At 65.5% G+C, this 20,788-nt stretch carries 17 protein-coding genes; 6 read left to right on the top strand and 11 right to left on the bottom strand.

Annotation, left to right across the window (positions count from 1 at the left end):
• Positions 1 to 31: 31 nt before the first annotated feature.
• From AC1DSJ_RS22630 to AC1DSJ_RS22605, 6 genes are all read left to right on the top strand, one after another.
• Complete coding sequence (locus AC1DSJ_RS22630) at positions 32 to 1,072, top strand: aminoglycoside phosphotransferase family protein (protein WP_441370516.1); 1,041 nt, start codon at positions 32 to 34, stop codon at positions 1,070 to 1,072.
• Complete coding sequence (gene murU, locus AC1DSJ_RS22625) at positions 1,072 to 1,758, top strand: N-acetylmuramate alpha-1-phosphate uridylyltransferase MurU (protein ID WP_441370515.1); 687 nt, start codon at positions 1,072 to 1,074, stop codon at positions 1,756 to 1,758. Before AC1DSJ_RS22630 ends, murU begins: the two co-directional genes overlap by 1 nt.
• Positions 1,759 to 1,904: 146 nt before the next feature.
• Positions 1,905 to 2,603: a DUF6776 family protein gene (locus AC1DSJ_RS22620; RefSeq protein WP_175170754.1), complete on the top strand. Its 699-nt coding sequence runs from the start codon at positions 1,905 to 1,907 to the stop codon at positions 2,601 to 2,603.
• Positions 2,604 to 2,789: 186 nt separating this feature from the next.
• Positions 2,790 to 4,415: an FAD-dependent oxidoreductase gene (locus AC1DSJ_RS22615; protein WP_441370514.1), complete on the top strand. Its 1,626-nt coding sequence runs from the start codon at positions 2,790 to 2,792 to the stop codon at positions 4,413 to 4,415.
• Positions 4,412 to 4,639 (top strand): hypothetical protein, encoded by a 228-nt coding sequence (locus tag AC1DSJ_RS22610; RefSeq protein ID WP_441370513.1) that lies wholly within the window; start codon positions 4,412 to 4,414, stop codon positions 4,637 to 4,639. Before AC1DSJ_RS22615 ends, AC1DSJ_RS22610 begins: the two co-directional genes overlap by 4 nt.
• A gap of 26 nt (positions 4,640 to 4,665) precedes the next feature.
• Positions 4,666 to 5,169 carry a MarR family winged helix-turn-helix transcriptional regulator gene (locus AC1DSJ_RS22605; protein ID WP_441370719.1) on the top strand — a complete coding sequence of 168 codons (504 nt, stop codon included), beginning with the start codon at positions 4,666 to 4,668 and terminating at the stop codon, positions 5,167 to 5,169.
• Here AC1DSJ_RS22605 and AC1DSJ_RS22600 read toward each other — a convergent pair.
• The 11 genes from AC1DSJ_RS22600 to tssE form a co-directional block, all read right to left on the bottom strand.
• The gene (locus AC1DSJ_RS22600) at positions 5,166 to 5,492 is read right to left on the bottom strand and encodes a 4a-hydroxytetrahydrobiopterin dehydratase (RefSeq protein WP_054420546.1); all 327 of its coding nucleotides are present in this window, start codon (positions 5,490 to 5,492) and stop codon (positions 5,166 to 5,168) included. The two genes, AC1DSJ_RS22605 and AC1DSJ_RS22600, sit on opposite strands and share 4 nt — an antisense overlap.
• A gap of 9 nt (positions 5,493 to 5,501) precedes the next feature.
• Complete coding sequence (locus tag AC1DSJ_RS22595; protein WP_054420545.1) at positions 5,502 to 6,149, bottom strand: YiaD family glycine zipper/OmpA-like lipoprotein; 648 nt, start codon at positions 6,147 to 6,149, stop codon at positions 5,502 to 5,504.
• Between the two features lie 163 nt (positions 6,150 to 6,312).
• Positions 6,313 to 6,978: an HAD family hydrolase gene (locus AC1DSJ_RS22590; RefSeq protein WP_441370512.1), complete on the bottom strand. Its 666-nt coding sequence runs from the start codon at positions 6,976 to 6,978 to the stop codon at positions 6,313 to 6,315.
• Between the two features lie 119 nt (positions 6,979 to 7,097).
• On the bottom strand, positions 7,098 to 7,706 hold the full coding sequence (locus AC1DSJ_RS22585; RefSeq protein ID WP_342066835.1) for a hypothetical protein: 609 nt from the start codon (positions 7,704 to 7,706) through the stop codon (positions 7,098 to 7,100).
• 42 nt (positions 7,707 to 7,748) lie between these two features.
• On the bottom strand, positions 7,749 to 10,892 hold the full coding sequence (locus AC1DSJ_RS22580; protein ID WP_054420542.1) for a T6SS effector BTH_I2691 family protein: 3,144 nt from the start codon (positions 10,890 to 10,892) through the stop codon (positions 7,749 to 7,751).
• Positions 10,889 to 11,836, bottom strand: a complete 948-nt coding sequence (locus AC1DSJ_RS22575) for a hypothetical protein (protein WP_441370511.1) — start codon at positions 11,834 to 11,836, stop codon at positions 10,889 to 10,891. Before AC1DSJ_RS22575 ends, AC1DSJ_RS22580 begins: the two co-directional genes overlap by 4 nt.
• On the bottom strand, positions 11,833 to 14,532 hold the full coding sequence (locus AC1DSJ_RS22570) for a type VI secretion system Vgr family protein (RefSeq protein ID WP_441370510.1): 2,700 nt from the start codon (positions 14,530 to 14,532) through the stop codon (positions 11,833 to 11,835). The genes AC1DSJ_RS22575 and AC1DSJ_RS22570 overlap by 4 nt, the downstream gene beginning before the upstream one ends.
• Positions 14,533 to 14,548: 16 nt before the next feature.
• A complete protein-coding gene (tssH, locus tag AC1DSJ_RS22565; RefSeq protein ID WP_441370509.1) occupies positions 14,549 to 17,269 on the bottom strand; it encodes a type VI secretion system ATPase TssH in 2,721 nt (906 codons plus the stop codon).
• A gap of 23 nt (positions 17,270 to 17,292) precedes the next feature.
• Entirely contained in the window at positions 17,293 to 18,384 is a 1,092-nt protein-coding gene (tssG, locus tag AC1DSJ_RS22560; protein WP_054421336.1) for a type VI secretion system baseplate subunit TssG, read from the bottom strand.
• Positions 18,348 to 20,186, bottom strand: a complete 1,839-nt coding sequence (gene tssF / locus AC1DSJ_RS22555; protein WP_441370508.1) for a type VI secretion system baseplate subunit TssF — start codon at positions 20,184 to 20,186, stop codon at positions 18,348 to 18,350. The genes tssG and tssF overlap by 37 nt, the downstream gene beginning before the upstream one ends.
• A gap of 48 nt (positions 20,187 to 20,234) precedes the next feature.
• A complete protein-coding gene (tssE, locus tag AC1DSJ_RS22550) occupies positions 20,235 to 20,720 on the bottom strand; it encodes a type VI secretion system baseplate subunit TssE (protein ID WP_006226590.1) in 486 nt (161 codons plus the stop codon).
• Positions 20,721 to 20,788 lie beyond the last annotated feature (68 nt).

Genomic DNA, 20,788 nt, shown 5'->3' with positions numbered 1-20,788 from the left:
AGCAATATTGCCCTTCTGACACGGATCTTCTTTGAAAAACGATCACGACCCCCGCCTGGTGCAGATCCGCAACTGGCTGGAAAGCCTGCCCGCCTCCCTGAATCTGGCCATCGGCACGCTGCGCCCGGCCTCTGCCGACGCCAGTTTCCGCCGCTATTTCCGGCTGGACGCAGTCGAGCGCACCCTGATTGTCATGGACGCCCCGCCCGCGCATGAAGACTGCCGCCCGTTCCTGCATGTGGGCCAGTTGCTGGCGGACGCCGGCCTGAACGTGCCCAAGGTGCTGGAACAAGATCTGGACCAGGGCCTGCTGCTGCTGTCCGACCTGGGCGAGCAGACCTATTACCAGCGCATCCAGGCCGGCCTGTCCGACAGCCAGCTTCAAACGCTGTACCGTGAAGCGCTCGCCGCGTTGGTCCGCCTGCAACAGGCGTCCTCGGCCGGTTTGGGCAACTACGACACCCCCCGCCTTGCTGACGAGCTCAAGCTCTTTCCCGAGTGGTACGTGGAAAAGCACCACGGCGTGACGCTGGACCACAAGACCGCGAACGCGCTGGACAAGATTTTCGCGCTGCTGTCGGCCAGCAATGGCGGCCAGCCGCAGGTGCTGGTGCACCGTGACTTTCACTCGCCCAACCTGATGGTCTGCGACCAGCCGCAGTACGGCCCGAACCCCGGCATCATCGACTTCCAGGACGCGCTGGCCGGCCCCATCACCTATGACCTGGCGTCATTGGTGACGGATGCTCGCACGACGTGGGAAGAACCGCAGCAACTGGACTGGGCGATCCGCTACTGGGAAATGGCGCGCGCCGCCGGCCTGCCGGTCGATGCCGATTTCGCCGAATTCCACCGCGCCTATGAATGGATGGGCTTGCAGCGCAACCTGCGCATCCTGGGCGTGTTCGCCCGGCTGAACCATCGCGATGGCAAGGCCCATTACCTGGCCCACATGCCTCGCGTGAACGGCTACGTGCGCCAGGTCGCCCAGCGCTATGGCGTCTTCACGCCGCTGCTGCGCTTGCTGGACCGCATGGATGACCGCCAGGTCAGCGTCGGGTACACGTTCTGATGCAGGCGATGATTCTTGCCGCGGGCCGCGGCGAACGCATGCGCCCGCTCACCGACCGCCTGCCCAAACCCATGCTGGCGGTGGGCGGCAAGCCGCTGATCGTCTGGCATCTGGAACGGCTGGCTGCGGCCGGCATCCGCGACGTCGTCATCAACCATGCGTGGCTGGGTCACGAGATCGAAAACGCCTTGGGCGATGGCAGCGCTTACGGCGTGCGCATCCGCTATTCGCCGGAAAGCACCGCGCTGGAAACGGCGGGAGGCATCGCGCAGGCGTTGCCCCTGCTGGGTGACGCGCCCTTTCTGGTGATGAATGGCGACGTCTGGTGCGACTGGAATCCCGCCGCAGCCCCGGCGCGGGCGGCCGGCCTGCCCGACGGCGGCGCCTGGATGCTGATGGTGGATAACCCCGTCCAGCACCCCAATGGCGATTTTCATCTGGCGTCCGACGGCCGCCTGCACGCTCAGGGCGAGCCGCGTTTGACCTACGCAGGCATCGCCGTCTACCATCCCTCGTTGTTCAAGACCGTCCCGCGCGGCACGGCAATTCCCATGCTGCCCCTTTTCCGGCAAGCCATGGCTGACGGTCTGGCGCAAGGCGCTCACCACACCGGCCGCTGGACGGATGTCGGCACCCCGCAACGGCTTGCTGATCTGGACGCAGAGCTCCGCGCCATGGCGCGTTAATGCTCACATATTTCACAATATCAAGGTGCGCAACCAGGCTTGTCCGCGCACCCAACGGCCCCGGCTAACGGGGTATTCTCTGACGCTTTGGCACGCGCGGGCACCGCGCGGACGAGCAACACACAGGAAGTTTTCTAGGAATGGGGATGTTTGGAAGATCGCAACGGGCTGTATTCAAGCCCTCCGTATACCAACCCGGTCAACGCACGCGGCGCCTGCCGCGCTGGCTCGTCCTGCTGCTTGTGGGGATCGCCCTGGGTGCGGGCGGCGTGCTCTTCCTGCAAACCAACTATGGCCCGCAACGCCTGACGGTCGAGCAATCGGAATCGCTGCACAGCGAACTCAGCGCCTCGAACCTTGAGCGCCAACGTCTGCAAACGCAGCTGGAAGAAGCCACCCAGCAGCGCGACGCCAACAAGTCGGGCCACGAAAAGCTGACGACCGATCTGGCCGACGCCCGCGCCAAGATCGACACCCTGAACAAAGAACTGGTTCTGTTCCAGGACGCCATGCCCGCCGACCCGCGCGGCGGCAACCTGGGCATCCGCTCGGCCACGTTCAAGCGCGCCCCCGGCCAGTTGGACTACCAAGTGCTGGTCATGCGCGAAGAGCGCACCGGCGCCCCCTTCAAAGGCACGCTGACTTTCTCCATCGACGGCAGCTACCCCAACGGCCGCGCCGCCACCGTCACGCCCGAAGGTCCGACGCTGAATGTCGACCGTTACGACTACGCACTCGGCCAGCTGAAGCTGCCCGACGGCTTCACCCCCAAGGTGGTGGTGCTGCGCGTGATGGACGGCGCGCAGAAGCAGCAAGCGATGCGTATCTATTACGTGCGCAACTAAGACGTGCGCAACTGATACGTCGGCAGCGAAGACGCGCGCGACAAATCCTGACGCGCCCGCCAAGAAACCCGCCCGAACCAAACCCGCCCCAACCGGCGGGTTTTTTTTCGCCCTTCACAACTAGTTGCGCGCGCAACTTTTCAGGAATATAGTTGCGCAAACAACCAAATAGATTCTGGAGACAAGATGCCGCTACCCGCGCACGTACCCGTCCTGATCGCTGGCGGAGGCCCCGTCGGCCTGACGCTGGCCGCGCTGCTGGCCGAATACGGCATCGCTTCCCTGACCGTGGAAGCCGACGATGACTATTGCAGTGGCAGCCGCGCTATTTGCATCTCGCGCCGCTCGCAGGAAATCCTGGGCTGGGCGGGCGCTGACCGGCCGCTCGTGGAGACGGGCCTGGCCTGGACCGGCGGTCGCAGCTACTACCGCGACCGCGAAGTGCTGCACTTTGAAATGCCGCACGATCCGCTGCAACGCTACGCGCCGATGGTGAACATCCAGCAATACTCGGTCGAGGAATACGCCCATCAGGCCATGCAACGCCACCCCGGGCTGGCCACGCTGCAATGGTCAGCCCGCGTTGCCGGCGTGCAGGCGCACGCTGACGGCGTCGATGTTGAAATCGAAGTTGGCGGCCAGCGCCAGACGGTGCGCGCCGATTGGCTCATCGCCTGCGACGGCGGCCGCAGCACCGTGCGCGAGGCCATGGGCCTGAAGCTGGAAGGCATGCAGTACGAAGGCCGTTACGTCATCGTCGACATCGAGCAGGCCTCCAACCGCCCGGTCGAACGCCTGGCCTGGTTTGATCCCCCCTCCAACCCCGGCTCGACCTTGCTGATGCATCGCCAGCCCGGCAACGTCTGGCGGGTGGACTATCAAATCCGCGACGACGAAGATCCCGAAGAAGCCGTCAAACCCGAAAACGTGCTGCCGCGCGTGCAAAGCCATCTGGACATGATCGGCGAGACCGCACCGTGGAAGCCGCTGTGGATTTCCGTCTACAACGCCAAATGCCTGACGCTGAACCAGTACCGCCACGGCCGCGTGCTGTTCGCGGGCGACGCCGGCCACCTGGTGCCGATCTTCGGCGTGCGCGGCCTGAACTCTGGCCTGGACGACGCGGGCAACCTGGCCTGGAAGCTGGCTTGGGTGCTGAAGGGCCAGGCGCCCGACAGCCTGCTGGACAGCTATAGCATCGAACGCGTTCACGCCACCCGCCAGAACCTGGCCTATGGCGCGAAGAGCACTGAATTCATGGCCCCGCCCGATTTCGGCTTCCGCCTGATGCGCGAAGCCGCATTGCGGCTGGCCTTGGCGGACGACACCGTGCGCTCGCTGATCAACCCCCGCCAATCCGCGCCCATCTCGTACGACACCTCGCCCTTGAATCTGCACGACGGCGCCCGCCAAGCCGGCATCGCCGCCGCGCCGGGCCAGCCCGCCCCCGACGCGCGTCTGCAAGACGGCGACACGCCGCGCTACCTGAGTGAATGCTTTGGCCGCGGCTTCGTCATGCTGGCGGTATCGCCCGATGCCACATTGGCTGCCGACCTTGCCGCGTTGGCGGCGGCCACGCAAGACGCGCCCCATCCCCTGCGCATCGTGCGCACGGGCGACGGCGGCTGGGATGACGCGCATGGCCAGTTGCGCCAACGCTATGGCGCAGCTGAAGGCATGGTCTGCCTGATGCGCCCCGACGGCTATGTGCTGGGCCGCTGGGCCACCCCCGACACCGGCACGTTGCTCAGCGCACTCGCGCCCTACTATCCTTCAATCGCCTCGCGCGCCCAACCGAAAGGCCAAGCATGAATCCCGATGAACTGGACCAGATCTACACCAGCATGGCGCAGGCGCTGACGCGCGTGGGTGAATCCCAAGCGCCGCTATTCCTGTCGATACTGGGTTTGTCTTTGCTGAGCCGCCAAGCCGACGCCGGCACCGCCCTGGCCTTGCTGGCGCAAGCCGAAAGCGCCTGCCTGGGCGAACGCGCTGTGGCAGACTATCCCGCCCCCACCGCCGCCCACCCCTCGTGACAACGCAAGATTCAACGCCGCCCGCCGTGAACGAGAACCCGCGCCGCACCCCGCCGCAAGACGACCCAACGCCGGCCCTGGAACGATTCCTGACCTACCGCCTGCACGTGCTCAACAAGATCACCGACCGGGAGACGAATCGCGCCTACCTGTCGGACTGCGGCATTCCCTTGGGCGAGGCGCGTTGCCTGGCCGCCATCGGCCGATACGCGCCGCTATCGGTGAACGATCTGGCGCGCGCGGCCAACCTGAACAAAGGCCAGGCCAGCCGTTCGGCGCAAGCGCTGGTGGATCGCGGGCTGGTGGAAAAAGCGCTGTCCGCGTCAGATGGGCGCGGCGTGGTCCTGACGCCCACCGAAGCCGGCACGGCGCACTATCAGCGCATCATCGCGCTGATCGCGCGCCGCAATGAAGAGATCTTCGGCTGCCTGGACGCCGCCGAACAAGCCGCGCTGGGCGGGATGCTCGACCGCCTGATCGAGCATCTGCAAGACCGCGAAGATCGCGCGGGCGACGACGACGATAGCTAGGCGTCCGCCTTCGGCGCCGTCGCCCCCAACTGCGCGGCGGCCTCATCCATGAACTGCGCCATGCGCACGTCCAGCTCCGTGACGCCACCCGCGTCATGCGTGGTCAAGGTCACATCCACCCGGTTGTAGACGTTGGTCCATTCCGGGTGGTGATTCAGTTTCTCCGCAAACATGGCCACGCGGGCCATGAACCCGAACGCAGCGTTGAAATTCGGGAAGCGAAACCGCTTCTCGATCGCGTCGCGCGTGGCGTCTGCCTGCCAACCGGTCAGCGCGGCCACGGCGATATCAGTGCCGATACGGGCGGGGGGAAACATGCTCATGGCTAGACCTTATTGTTTGACCGCATACAAATAGATTTCGACGCGCCGGTTCAGCGCACGGCCTTCGGCGGTCGCATTGTCGCCGATCGGGTCATTGGGCCCGCGTCCTTCAACCGCCATGCGGCCCGACGCCACGCCCTGCTTGGCCAGATAGTCCGTCACGCTTTTCGCGCGGTTGACGGACAGCGTCTGGTTATGCGCCAAGGCGCCCGTGCTGTCGGTGTGGCCGACGACCTTGGTGCGCAGTTCGGGATGCTGATTAAGCGACCGCGCCACGCTGTCCAGCACCGGCAGCAAGGCCGGCTTGAGTTGCGTCTTGTCCGTGTCAAACGACACGCCGCTGGGAATGTTGACCTTCAGGCTGCCATCGGGCATTTCCACCACGTCGATCCCCAACGACGACGCGCCCGACTGCTGCACGTCGTCCTTGACGACCTTCCAGTTGTAGCCGACGAGGCCACCCGCCACCGCACCGATACCGGCGCCAATGGCCGCGCCCTTGCCGTGCCCGATCAGCGCGCCGATGCCCGCGCCCACCGCGGCCCCCGCCCCCGTGCCCACGGCGGTGTTGGTTTGCTGTTGCGTGGCGCACCCCGCCAGCAACGCACCCGCCGCCGCCACCACGGCGACCCGGTTGAGTATTGTTCTTGAATTCATGGCAACCTCCACTATCCCTTCGGTGTGCCGGATCATTCCGGCGTAGACCATGCTAGCAAGGGGACGCAAGGCGACCAGCAACATTTTGTGTGGGCAAACCGGGGATTGCTGCGGTGCAGGCCCGCGTTCAGGCCTGAGTTCAAGACCGCGTTCAGGCCGGCATTCAGCCTGCGTGAAAGCGCGCCAGCCAGGGCAATGCCGCGTCCAGCGTGGGGGATTCCAATTCGGGCGGCGGCGCGCCGTCGGGCAGCGTCAGCCCCACCCGGTTGTGCCAATAGGTGCGCATGCCGACTTTGCTCGTTCCGAACAGGTCGTAGCCAGAACCCGCCACAAACGCCGCATTTTCGGGACGCACCCCCAGGCGCGACAAGGCCAGTTCGTAAGGGCGGGGATCGGGTTTATAAAACCCCGCGGCTTCCGACGTGACGACCACATCCCAATCCACCCCCAATAAGCTGGCGGCACGCTGGCCCAGTCGGTCGGAACAGTTGGTAACCACGCCCAGCCGGCAATGCGGCCGCAGCGCCGTCAACAATTCGCGCGCGCCCTCCCAGACGGGCAGTTCGTCCCAGTGCGCTTCCAGCGCTGCCGGCGCGCTTGCCGGCAGGCCGACGGTGGCGGCGGCCTCCTGCACCAGTTGCTCATAAGGCTGATACGCGCCGCAGCCATAGGTGCGGCGCAGATACTCCGCGCGCCAGGTCCGGCCAGCGGTCTCGGAGCCGGCCGCCCGGTTCCATACCGTCCAGGAATCCAGCAAGGCGGTCAGCAGATCGAACAACACCGCTTCGGGATAGGCGGATGACGAACCGGGGGATGGGAAAGAAGACATGCGGCGCTCCGTGGATGGCAGTGCGGCCACTATAAAGAGCCGCGCGCCCGCTGTGGTTCAGCGGGCGTTTACCCATCGTTAAGCCAGAACTTAATGAAGCGCGACGCGAGCGCTACCGTTCAGCCCCGCCTGCCAAACAGCATCGACAAGCCGAACAGCGCGCCCAGCCCGCCCACGATCGCCAGCGAGATCGAGGGCTCGCGCAAGTTCAGCGCCAGTGCGGCCGAGCCCACGCCCAAGGCGGTGATCACCGCGCCCACCAGGCGGCCGCCGGTCGAACCGTAGAAGTGCGTGCGGTGCGCAGCATCCGTGCCAGCCGGCTGCCGCTTCTGCCAGGCCGCCAGCGCCTGCTCGAAGTCGCGCAGCAAGCGCTCGCGGCTGGGCAGGTCGACTGGGCTGACCAACAGCGTCGGCAGCCCCGGCCGGATCAGCTTCAGATAATCGTCCGTGCCCCAGCTTTTCAAATCGGCGAACGCGATAGGCGAACGGCGCGAGAATTCCAGGCCGTCGGGCGTGACCTTCACTGCATTGCGGGTAGGAAAACCTCTGAAGGCCACCAACGGCGGCACCAGCAAGCCCAGCACCGCCAGCACGATCGCCAAGGCGATTGGGCCACGGTTGAACACAACCAGCATGAAGCTGCCAGCGGCCAACGCGAACGCCAGCGGCACTGACAGCTGATGCCAGCGCGTGTAGACGGCCGCCTGGATACCTTCATTGCTATTCATGCTTTAAGCCTTGTCACATTGCTATTCATGCTTGAAGCCTTCTCAATTAGTCGCTTTCACGACATTCGTGCCCGCGCCGCCCACCGGCAGCGACCGAATATCCGGCATGCGTTCCGGGTCAGGCCAAAACTCAATCTTGATGAGCGCTTCCGTGAAGATGTCGTCATCCACCAGCACTTCGGTGCGCAACACCGCGTAGCCATTATGAATCTGAAATTGGACCGAATCGTCCCAAGGCTTGCTCGTGAATTCAACGGATTGGCTGCGGTCCTTGCGTATCCAGCGCCAGATATCCGCCCACCCTGGCCGAGCGCTCAAGTTATCAACGTACTTGTCCACGCGGTCGGCCCAGGTTTCAGGGTCTGGCCGGCCCGCCACCATTTGCGCTTGCGACGCGCCGCGCGGCTGCAAGTCCGGGTCTTGCGCACGCATCGACCCTTTACTGGCCACCACCACGCTGATGCCCGGGCCGATCAGTTTCAGGTTGTAGGCGTAGTCGCTGTTCTGGGTATAGCCGGGCATCACCACCTCTAGCACCACCCGGTCGCGGCCGAACAGTTCGCCGCCCGTGAACCCATACCATTGCAGCATCACGCGCACGCCGAACACGGCCCGGTTGAAATCTTCCAGCTCGTCTTCGCGGGTCGCATACAGCTCGCGGCCTTCCACGCCTTCGTATTCCGATGACCGCATGCAGCAGCGCGTATACCAGACCTCCAGCTCATTGTCGGTCGCGCTGTCGCCCCAGAATTTGAAATACAGGCCGGCCGCCAACAAGCACAGGCCCAGTGCGATCCAGCCCCACACCGGAATACCCAACAGCACCGATCCGCCGCTGGTCAGCCCGACCATCGCCCCGCCGAACCCGCCCGCGCCCGCCACTACGCCTGCCGTGCTGAACGCCCCGCCCACAGCGATCACCGCCGTCGCTACGCCCGTCAGGCCTGACATCAGCAGAAACGCCGACGACGTCGCATACGCGCCGCCCGCTTCGTAGTTGTGGACGTCGTACTGGTCGATGGCGCTGAGCGCATTGTTCGTGCTGTCCACCAGGGTTGCCGCCGTTGCAAACACGGCGCCTGCCGTTCGGAACGTCGCCAAGCGCATGTTCAATTGCAAGTTCATCGTGAACGCCGTGTTGGTGCCCACGCGCGCACCGATCGCCCCCGCGGTGACTTCGATCGCCACGCTGCCCACCCCCAGCATGCCGGAGGTGATGCCGAACCACGCCTTGCGTTCTTTCTTGCCATCCGCAACCACTTGCGCCGCTCGCAAATCCGACACCGACGAGTAAATCGCCACCAGCGCCATCACGCCCGTCGCCCCGGCGTTGGCGCCATCTCGCGACTTGGCCCATTTGAGCAGCCCGGCCATCGGCGACATCGTGGGTGCAGGCAGCGCCAGCACCGTCGGTGGCGCGGGCAGCCCCAGCGGAGGCCTCGTCCCCGCGCCGGGCCGCGCCCCGGTCGGCGGTGGCGCGTTGAGCTGCGCGTCGACCTCTTGCGGAATGATGTAGTTCATCGTGACCGGCCGCGATGCCTCGGACTGCGTGCCGATCCACCCGGCCTGCATGTGCTGCGTCGCGTTCATGCCACCGCCCGCAATCACCGCCATCGCCCGGGGGTTCGGTTCCCAGATGATCTGGTGCATATCCGCGATCAGCCGGGGAACCGTGGTCGTATGGGTTCGAACCACCATCACGGTGTTCATGCGTGCGGCCATCGTGAACGTCACGCGCGCGGCGACCCGCTCCGCAATGGGGTCGCGCGCCAATTGCAGCCGCAACAGCTGGGTGGCGATAAACCGGCCAATCGCAGTCGTGGCGGCCCGCACCGGCGTGATCGGCGTCGGCAGGCCTTGCGCCCGCCGCTTGGTCAGCCAATCGTTGTAGCTCTTGACCATCTTGCGAACTTTCGAGATCTCTTTCGATAGCTTGCCCTTGGCCTCTTTCTGCAAGAAGGCCAGCAGCTCGCCATCGTTCGAGGCCATCCCGCGCCACATCGCCTCGTACATCCCGTCCGTATCGTCGTCCTTCAGCGAATCGTCGATCGCCTTGTGCTCGCACTCCACCGCCCCGGCGCCATCCACGCACAGCGCCATGTCATCTTCCAGGCGCACGCCCGCCGCGTCATCCTTGGGCGAATAGGTCTTCAGCGTCACCCAGAACGACTCGCGGCCATACCACCACGTCCAGTCCCGGGCGGCGCCATCGATCAGGGCCTTCATCCGGCTGATGGCTGCGGTGTTGTCGCTTAGCGTTTTATTGACCTTGCCAACATCGACACGCTCGCGCATCCGTTTGACTTCGTCACCGCCAGCGTCCATCTGCTTTTCCAGACCCTTGATGATCTGCGCCACTCCCACTTCGCGCAGACGGGTCGGCTCCATGTGATGGTCGGCCAAATCGCCCATGCGCTTGTTGCGCCACGTCGATACGTCCGCCAGCACGCCCACCGGATCACGCAGCGCCAGCACGATGCCGCCCTTGGGCGTCATCTGACGCATCTTCTCCGCCATTTCCGCGGCCTTTCCGCCGAACACATTCGTGCCCGGCGTCAGCGTATTGGCAAACAAGGTGGCCGCCCCAGCCGCATCGCGAAATTCGATGGAATGCTTCGCCAGATTCGCGCCGTTTTCGGCCACGCGGTAGCCAGCCAGCGGATCGGGGTGGCCGCCCGCCCACACCGCCTTCGCATCCAGCTCCAGCATGACCTTCTTGCGCCACCTGTCGTCCCGCACCAGCGCCTGGCGTATATCGCGCGTCCACCACACGCGGGAATAGCCGACCCACACCGTGCGCGACGCATTGGCCGGCGCCTCCACATTGATCAAGGCAGATTCCAGGCCATGCCCTTCACGCGTGCATGTGAACGTCGGCTGCTGGGACGGCCGGTCGTCGTCATCCACCGGCACTTCCTTCATCTGCCCCGTCGCGGTGGCGGCAAACGCGCGCCAGCCGTAGCTGCGGCGCGGGTCCCAGATATACACATAGCCCGCCGTGATGGCGCGCAGCATGTACGCGCCCTGGCGCATGGTCTCGTAGTAGAGCTCGGGGTCCGTGTAGACCCCATCGGGCAGATCATTCTTGCCGCCGGGCACATACGAAATCCGCATCGGCAGGATGGGCAGCCCCGGCCGGCCGCAGAACTTGCCCTTGCAGGGCAGCGCGTCGTAGTCAGTCGTCATGCTTGCAAGTCCTCCTGCGCTTGCGCTTCCTGCGCAAACCGCTCCCAATCTTCGTCTTCCATGTCTTGCGCGGCGTTGCGCAAATGGCCGCCCTCTTCACGCACTTCGCGCAGCAGGGCCGCAAACGATGGCGCCTGTTCCAGCGGCACATCCAGGCGCACGCGCCAGGCGGCGAACAGCGCCACGTCGTCATCGTCATCCATGCCGCAAGCCGCCCCGGCATCCAACGCACGCCGCACCGCGTCCAGCACCGACGGCCCCCAGCACAACCCGTCTGCGTTCAGCCGTTGCAGCACGGCGTTGATACGGCCCAGGCGCGCCAGACGCGGCCACTCCGGCGTCACGGTCTGCATCGGGCCGGGCGTGTCCGGCAACACCTGCCAACGCGCGAATCCGTCCACAGACATCCAGGTCACGCCCGGTATCCACGACGCTGGCACCGTCCCGGCATACAGCTCGCTTTGATATTGAGTCGTGCGCGGGTCCCAGAACCGCAGGATGCGCACGCGGCCTTGCGCGTCGCGCAGCCGCGCGCGCAGGATCAGACGCTGCGCCACTTCCGCCAACGGCAAGTCGGTGGCCAGCCATGCCGACATCGACCGCGGCCGCTTGGCCGCAGGCGCGGCGCGCATGGCTTCGTCCACGGCCAAGCGGATGCTGGCGTTGATCAGGCGTTCATGGCGGATCTCATCCGGCACCTCGGCCAGATACAACGGCGGCGCGGCCGCGCCTTGGGAAATCAGATTGACCTCGCGCCGCGCGAGCCCCGCCGTGGCGATATCTTCCGCCAGCGGATCGGCCAGCGTCGAATCGCAAAGCAGCAGCACGCGGCGGTTGGCGCGGCCATCCAGCACCGCGCGCAAACCGGCGATGGCGCGTTCAACACGGTCTTCGGCGCGCGCCGTTGCTTGGTGAGGACTGCCCGGCATCCTGGTCATCTTCATGCCGCCAATGCGCCGCTGCCGGCCGCGTCTTCGAGCGCGGCGGCGCAGCCTTCCATATCGCCCTGCGGCGGCTGCGCGGGGCCGGTTCCGCTTTGCGGCCCCACCCAGCTATGCACGCCCGCCTTCAGTTCAACCTTGCCCGGCGCATGCAGCTGAATACCGCCGCCCTCGATGCGCATATAGGCGCCCGCCGCCGTGGCCAGTACTTTCTTTGACGCGTTGACATCCACCGCGCCCTGCGCCGACACCAAGGTCACCGCCTTCTCGGCCGCCAGGCGCATGCGGGCCTTCTGGCTCTGCAAGCGCAGCTTGCCGCCTGCGGCATGCAGACGAATGCCTTGCTCCTCCACCGCGCGGCCGCTGCCGCCCAGCCCCTTCGTGAACAGCACCACGCCCTGCGCCACGCACACCGCCAGGTTCGCACCCGCCGCCCAGTTCACATCCGGCGCAACCTGGCACAGCGTCGTGCCCGCCACCGTGTACGCGTTCTTCGGCGTGTATTGGCCAATGCCCTTGGGCGCGCTCACCTGGATGTGCGGCAGCGTGTAGGCGGGCACGTTGACGCCTTCTTCACCCTTCGTGCCTTCCATCACCTTGCGCACCGCGTCCAGCTCGTTCAGCGGCCGTGTCTTCTCGCTATCGCCCGGCAGCAGCGCTTCCTGCCGCACCACCGTGGCCGACAGCTCGTTTGCCTGCTCGATGGCTTTCTCCATCTGCTGAATGGCCTCTTCACTATCCAGCAAACCACCGGCCGCGCCTTCGCGCTTATCCGCGCTGATCAGCAGGCCTTCGCCCGCCCGCAGCGCCAGCGCTTCGCTCGTCGCGAGCTCCGCGCCATGGCCCAGATCCGACAAGCGTTCGTTATCGCGCTGCTGCTTCAGATGGCCCAGGTTCAGCCGCGCCTCGGCTTGCGTGGTCGACGCCGTCAGCCGCGACTGCCCCGGCGTGTCGTCCTGCACCAGCTGGTTATAGCCGCCCATGCCCTGTCCGCTTTCGGCGAGCGCCTGCGTCTTGAAGCCCGACATCACCACGTTGTGCGCATGGCCTGCCTCGCTGCCCGCGAACCACGCGGGTGCGTTGCCGGTTGCCTTGGCCGCGCCGCCTTGCACCTGATTGTTCGCCGCGTTATCCGTGCCTGCGCCGTTGTACAGCGCGCCCACCACCACCGGGCGGTCGATATCGCCATGCAGGAATTGCACCAGCACTTCCTGCCCCAGACGCGGCACGAAATGCCCGCCCCAGTCCGACCCGGCAACGGGTTCCGCCACGCGTACCCAGGTGCCTAAGGCCTCGCTGGCGGGCGCATTGTCGGCCCCTGCCGGATGGTCTTGGCGATTGCTGGAGGCGCTGCCGCGCTGCCAATGAAACTGGATCTTGATGCGGTGGTCGCGGTCGGTATAGACCGGGTCACCCGCGCCCACCACCAACGCGGTCTGCGAGCCATGCACCGTGGGCCGCGGATGCAGCCGCGCGCCATGGCCATCCACCGTGCTGGGCCGGTATTCCAGCGTGGCGGCAATGGCCTCGAACCGATTGCGATAGAAATCCGCATCGCCGTCCTGCGGCTCGCCCGCTGTGCCCAACGCCTGCGTCACCGCCGCGCCCAGGCTTTCATCGAAATTGTTGCGGGCGTCGTGGTGCATGCGCAGCACCACAAAATCGGCCCCCTCGCCTTGCGACGGCCCCCAATGGCCCGTCAATGTAAAGCGCTGGCCGGGCGCCAGCGTGCGCACCGTGCCTTCGCCTTCGTACAGCGACTGCCGCACGCGTTGCGCGGCCAGCGCGTTATGCGCCAGACGCTCGCCTTGGCCGCCATCCTCGAACAGGTACTGGCCGGGGTAATCAGAATCGGCCAGCTCCATGGCATTCGGCAGCTTATCGTCCACCTGTGCGCTGACCTTGCGTGCCTGCATCGCGCGGTAGTCCCACGTGGCCAGGCGCACGGCGTTGGTGCGCCACGTGCGGCTTTGGCGCCAGGTCTGGATGGTGTCTTCGGTTTCAGTGGCGTCCGCGCGCTGGAACTTCACGCTTTCTTGCGGGCCGGTTTCAAACGCGCCGTTGTGGTCAGCGATAACGACGGTATGGGTGCCCGGCTCGCCTTCGCCGGCTTCGTGCTCCACCCAATAAAACAGCCCTTCTTCCGCCAGCAATCGTTCCACAAAGGCGTAGTCGGTTTCGCGGTACTGGATGGTCAGGCTGCGCTTGGCATACGCGTCACGGTCTTTCACTTCCCAACGCCACTGCGGCGCCACCGCGCCCTGGCCGTTGTAGTCGCCAAATACGCTGTCAACGATGTCGATCACCGACAAGTCCTGGAACGCATAGCTGTCACGCCGCTGCCGCAACAAGGCCAGCCACGGTTCGATGCGCAAGCGGTAGCGCGCAAAGCCGCCGTTGGCGCCATCAAAGCGGGCTTCCGATACCAGGCCGCACCAAACGCGGCGCTCATCCCGGCCCAAGGCCGTCTGCAACGTCACCTGCACCGGCTGGCCGATCAACGACTTCAGCGGAATGTGCGCGTCATCAGACAGCGCATCCACCTGCAAGGCAAAGCCGCCATCGCTCAGTTGCTCGGTGCCTTGAAGCCGTTCCGCCAGCAGCTTGTCCTGGCCCAACGGCGTGCTCAGATCAAGCAGGCGATCCGCTTGGGTGAAGCCTGCGCCCAACAGGCTGGCGGCGGCGAGTTCAAGAGCCATGTCGGCGTCTCCTGCGTCAGCTCATGCGAAAACGGAAGTCGCCGTTCTTGCCCGCGCCCACGCGGATCTTGGCGATGGCTTCACCCTGCGCCATGCGGCTCAGCACCTGCTCGGCGATTTCGGGCAACAGCGTTCCGTTCAAAATGTGGTCGACGTTGCGCGCACCGGTATCCACTTCGGTGCAACGCGCCAGCACGGCTTCGACCAGCGCATCGTCCCATTCGAACGAGGCGCGGTGCGTGGCTTGCACCCGGCGCGCGATGCGGCCGAGCTTCAGCCCGATGATGTGCGCCAGCGCATCATCATCCACCGGGAAATAGGGAATGGTCTTCATGCGGCCCAGGAACGCGGGCTTGAACGCCTTGTACAGCTGCGGCGTCAACAGTTCCGACAACTGATCGGGCGACGGCCGTTCACTGGCGGGCTTGTTCAAGCAGGCTTGCATGATGGTGCTGGAACCCACGTTCGACGTCAGGATGATCAGCGTGTTGCGGAAATCAATTTCGCGGCCCTCGGCGTCATCCATGACGCCCTTGTCGAACACCTGAAAGAACAGCTCCAGCACATCGGGGTGGGCCTTTTCAATTTCATCCAGCAGCACCACGCTGTAAGGCTGACGCCGCACGGCTTCGGTCAGCACGCCGCCTTCGCCGTAGCCCACATAGCCTGGCGGCGAACCCTTCAGGCCCGAGATGCTGTGGGCCTCTTGATACTCGCTCATGTTGATCGTGACCAGCTTGCGCTCGCCGCCGTACAGAATCTCGGCCAGGGCCAACGCGGTTTCGGTCTTGCCCACGCCCGACGGCCCCACGAACAGGAACACGCCCTTCGGCTTGTCCGGGTCTTCCAGACCGGCGCGCGCCGTGCGCACCCGTTGCGCGATGGCATGCAGCGCGTGGTCCTGGCCAATCACGCGTTCCGCCAGCATCGGCTGCAATTGCAGCACGGTGCGGATTTCGTCATTGACCATGCGGCCCAGCGGAATGCCGGTCCAAGCGGAAATGATCTCGGCCACGATCTGCGCGTCCACGCAGGCCGGCACCAGCGGCTGTTCGCCTTGCAGCGCGCGCAACTCATCCATCAAACCGGCCAGGCGTTGTTGCTCAGGCGATAACGCCGGTGCGGCGGCCTTGCGCTTCGAAGCAGGCGCAGCCGACGGTGCAGCACCTTCGGCCAAGGCCGTGTCCAGCCCCTGCGCATCCTGCCCCTGCACTTCCAGTTCGGCGCGCAACGCGTGGATGCGTTCCACCAAGCCCGTCTCCGCCGCGTGGCGCGCCTCGGCATCAGCCAGCGTCTGCTCAACCGCCGCAATCTCCTGATCCAGTTCCGCCAGACGCGCATGCGGCGCACCCGTCGCGGCTTCGCGGCGCAGCGCCGCCTGTTCCGTGCGCAAACGCGTCAGGCGATGGCGCGCATCATCAATCAGTGCCGGCGTGGCGCTGCGGCCCAACGCCACGCGCGCGCAGGCCGTGTCCAGCACGCTGACCGCCTTGTCGGGCAACTGCCTGCCGGTAATGTAGCGGTGCGACAAGCGTGCCGCCGCGCTGATTGCTTCGTCCAGAATGCGCACGCCAAAATGGCGCTCCATCAACGGCGCCATGCCGCGCAGCATGGATGCAGCCAGCATTTCGTCGGGCTCTTCCACCTTCACGACCTGGAAGCGGCGAGCCAGCGCCGCGTCCTTCTCGAAGTACTTTTTGTATTCGCTCCACGTAGTGGCGGCAATGGTGCGCAGCTCGCCGCGCGCCAACGCGGGCTTAAGCAGGTTGGCGGCGTCGTTCTGTCCCGCCTGCCCGCCCGCGCCAATCATGGTGTGCGCTTCGTCAATGAACAGGATGATGGGCGACGGGCTTTTCTTGACCTCGTCGATCACGTTCTTCAAGCGATTTTCGAATTCGCCTTTGACGCTTGCGCCCGCTTGCAGCAAGCCCATGTCCAGCACCCGCAAGGTCACATCCGCCAGGGCGGGCGGCACGTCTGCGGCCACGATGCGCAGCGCCAGGCCTTCCACCACCGCCGTCTTGCCCACGCCGGCCTCGCCGGTCAGGATGGGGTTGTTTTGGCGCCGCCGCGTCAGAATGTCGATCATCTGGCGGATTTCGGCATCGCGCCCAATCACCGGGTCAATCTTGCCTTCGCGCGCGCGCTCGGTCAGGTTGGTGGTGTATTGGTCCAGCGCGGGGGATTGCGATAGCCCCGGCGCAGGCTGCCCGGCCTCGCCTTGTGGTGCGGCGCTATCGGCAAAGCCCACCGCCTGGCCCGCCTCTTCCGACCCTTCGGTCTGCGCGGCGAAGTCATGCTTCAGTTCGTCCAGCCGGAACGACTCGAACAAGGGTGAACCCCGGCGCGCCAGCTGGGCCAGATCGGGTTCGGTCAGCAGCGCCAACAGCAAATGCCCGGAACGGATGCGCGTCGTCTGCGTGTCCAGCGACGCAATCAGCCACGCGTGTTCAAACAGCTTGGGCAGGTGCGCCGAAAACACCGGCGTGCGCGTATTGCCATGCTTGAAGCGGCTGATTTCCGCCTTCAGGTCAGCCTCCAGCGCGTCGGTATGAATGTGGCAACGCCGAGCGATGATGCTGACATCGCTGGCCGGCTTCTCCAGCAGCGCCAGAAACAGATGCTCCAGATCCACCTCGTAGTGGCCTTGCGCCATGCACAGGCTGGCGGCGCGCTCGGCGGCCTGGCGGCAGGTCTGGTTCAACTTCCCGATCAACGTCTTCAGCGGTGTGGCCATGAGTGTCTATGTTGTTTTAAGGATCAGTGAATGGTGTGCAGTTCGTAGCTGGCGTCGTCGCGATCCGACTCGGCCGGGCCGCTGCACAGGAACGAATTCCAGCCCAGCCGCACGTCGCCGCCCGCGCCCAGCTGGCTGGGGGTGACGCTTTCGCGGGCCATCACCAGCCGGACTTCGTATTCGAACGTCATGCCGCCAAACATCGTCAGCAGCTTCTCCAGGGCCTGTGCGCGATCGCCGCCCGGCAGAAAGTCCGAGAAGGCCTGACCTGACAAGGGGCCAATCCACAACCGGATGCGCAGGTCGCGCTGCCAGATGCGATCGCCCGCCAACGCCGACACGCCCAGCACCGCGCCCGGTTGGCCCAGCTGCGTGCGGTTTTGCGGCGGCACGTCATACCAACGGCCCACAAACTGTTCAACACGCAGCGGCACGCCGAAGTAATCCTGCAACACGCGTTGCAGGAAAGGCGCCGACACGGGCCGCTGGCGTGCCGCCGCGGCATAGTGCGCGACAGATTCGTCAAACACCCGGCCCTTGCCGTTGTGCAGGCGGTCGCGCAGCGCCGGGTGCCCGATGCCGCCCAACGCCAGCAAGAGCGGCAGGTAATGATGGTCTTGCTCGGTCTCGTGCCGCAGCGGCATGCGGTACTTCTTCCAGGCCGCATAGAACAGCGCCGCCGCCCGGTTCGAAAAGATGTCGAAAAACGCGCGCGCGCCCCGGTCGCGGCGCAGGCTTTCCCGGTTCGCCAGCATCTCGGAATAGTGCAGCGGCAATGCCCCTTGCGCGCCCAGCAGGCCGAAGAAGGCGGGTGTCAGATCCACCCGGCCCAACCGCCCTTCGGCTACCGCCGCCTTGCGTGAAGCCTCGTCCTCCAGCACGTCGCCGTTCTTGTCGTAGGCCACGGCGTCAACGATTTCACTGGGCGGAAAACCCAGGCCGGGCGAATTGGGAAAGCGCAGGTGCACCGGCACGGTATGACGCGTCGCGCCGCGCTCCTGCTTTGCAAAGCACTGTTCAAGCAGGCGCACCGCTTGGAAAAACTTGAAACGCTGCGGCTCAGCCAGCAGCGTGTCCATCACGCTAGGATGGCGTCGCCGTTGCATGGGGGGCATCGTAGAAGTTCCTCTGCGCCACGGCGCGACAGCACAACCAGTTGCACGAAGCTGTTGGCGTGCACGTAAAGGCCAAAGAATCGGTTGATGACCGCCACGAAGGTGTGCAGGCTCGTGCCCACAAAATGGTCTTCGTTGACGGTCAGGCGGATTTCGATGCCGCGCACAAAGGTTGCGAACGGCTCGCCCGGCATCCAGTGCGTAGCCGGCTTGTAGTCCAGGCCAACCAGCCCTTCAATCTGGCGCGCCGCCACCGGCGAGCCCGACAGGTCGTACAGGCGCAGCGTTTCCTTCAGCGCGGGCAAACCGCTTTGCACCAGCGACAAATGGTTCAGCGCCAGATGCGAAATCAGCCGCCAGTGCGCGGCGCGGCCCTGCTGGAAACGGTGCGAGTTCGTCGGCCGGCGCAGCATGCGGATGCTGCGCGCAACGGTGCCGCCTTCCAGGAACAAGTCGCCGCCTGACTGCCCCACCGCAATCTGCGACGGCAGGTCGCGATTGGTGCAGGTCAGGTCCAGGCTCAGCGTTTCGGTTTGCGGCACCATCGGGTCGAAGTCGATATCGACGATGGAAATCTCGGTCTCGTACCCGGGGCTGCGTTGCGCCATCGCGGCGTCGCGCCGCATCGTCCAGTAATGGCCGGCGGCCTCGGGCGATTCGCCGTGATGCAGGGAATAGAACGACCGGAAGTCCACCACCGCATCGCCCTGGGCGTTCTGCCGCACCTGGCGCACGCGGTCGATGGAATAGACCTCGTAGCCGTAGGCGCGGCGCGCATCGGCCACCACCGGATACGACGCGGCCGCATGCGTCACGCGGATGGGGTCTGCGCGCTGCGTGAACAGGTTCACCACCGGCGTGCAGCCCAGCCGCAGATTGTCGGCCGACGTCGATTCCAGCAGCCGCGCCGTGTTCGAATCCGCGCGCAGGCCGCTTACCGGCAGATGCAGCGTGAACTGGCGCACCGTACCCAGATACGGGCGCAACGCCGCCAGATCGATATCGACGAAATTGAATTTCTCGGAAAAGACGAAGTACTCGGCCAGCAGCCGGTAGGCCGGATGCGAGCTGGCCGGAAAATCAATCAGCGCGTCGTCTTCCGCCAGGCCGACTTGCGCCAGCGGAATCGCGGGCAAGCGGTCCCAGCGGCCCGGTTGCAGCTCAACATATGCCGCCGCCGTGCGCAGGAACAGCGCGTCGCGCAGCGCCGCCACGAACGACGGCTCGCCGTGCAAGTACACGCGCAGCTTATCCACACCCAGCATGCCGAAGTGCTGGTTTTCACCCTGGCATCCCAACGTGACTGCAAAGCGGCCGGTGACGCCGGCGGGCAGCTTGGCGGTGGCCGGCGCATTGGCGCTGGACACAAAGCCCGCGCGCTGCACTTCCACGGGCGCCAGCGTCACCTCGTACGCCGTGCGAAAACGGCACGACACGCCGCGCACCGGATGCGATTTCAATTCCGTGCCGCGCGCAATGCGCACGGGCGCGGTCAGTTGCGCGCCCGCGCCGCCCAGGTCGAACTGGGCCACGCTGCACGACGGAAACGGCCGCAGATAGTGCGGGTACATCACCTCGAACAGCGCTTCAGTGAATTCGGGGTAGTCGTCGTCCAGCTTCTTGTTGATGCGGGCGCTCAGCAGTGCGAACGACTCGATCATGCGTTCGACGTGCGGGTCTTCACAGGTCTCGCCCGACAACCCCAGACGCGCCGCGATCTTCGGATAGCGTTCGGCAAAATCGCGCGACGAGGTGCGCAGAAAACCCAGTTCGCGCTCGTAATAAGGCAGCAATTCTTCCATTGATGTCTTCCTTTCCAGCGCGCCAGCGCATGAGCGATGGGTGTTGCGTCAGACCGTGGCCGGGCTCTTGGCCCAGCCTTTGGTGACGGAGTACTGCAAGGTCGACGGCTGCAACGTCGCATCAAAGGTCACGGGTTCGTGGGCGGGCCCCACATCCAGCATGGCCGTGATGGCGAAGTACAGTACCGACGTCGCCCGGCTATCCACCTGCAGCATCACCCGCACATGGGTCAGCCGCGGTTCGTGCCGCGCAATCGCCTGTTCCAGCGAACGGCAGATGAACTCGCGGTCGTAGTGGCTGGCCAGACTCAGGCCGGAAAAATCCGACAGCCCGTACGTCAACAGCGACCGCTGGCAATTCGGGTAGCGCCGCAGGTCTTCCTCGGTGAACACCATGCGGGTGTTCAGCAAGGCCTCGATGTCGCGCGCCACCGTCTCCTTCATTTCCTCGATCGACAAGCGCCGCAGGGCATAGGGCGACTGGCCCTCGCCTTCGAACAGCTTGTCGAACAGACTCGGTTCGAATCCTTTCATCCGGGCCTCAAATAAAAAAAGACAGCGACCCGGCTCGGGCCGCGGTCTTCTTGCCAGCGCAGCCGCGA

The sequence above is a fragment of the Achromobacter sp. 01N37 genome, from assembly GCF_056399725.1.
This window is presented reverse-complemented; position numbering and strand designations above follow the sequence as displayed.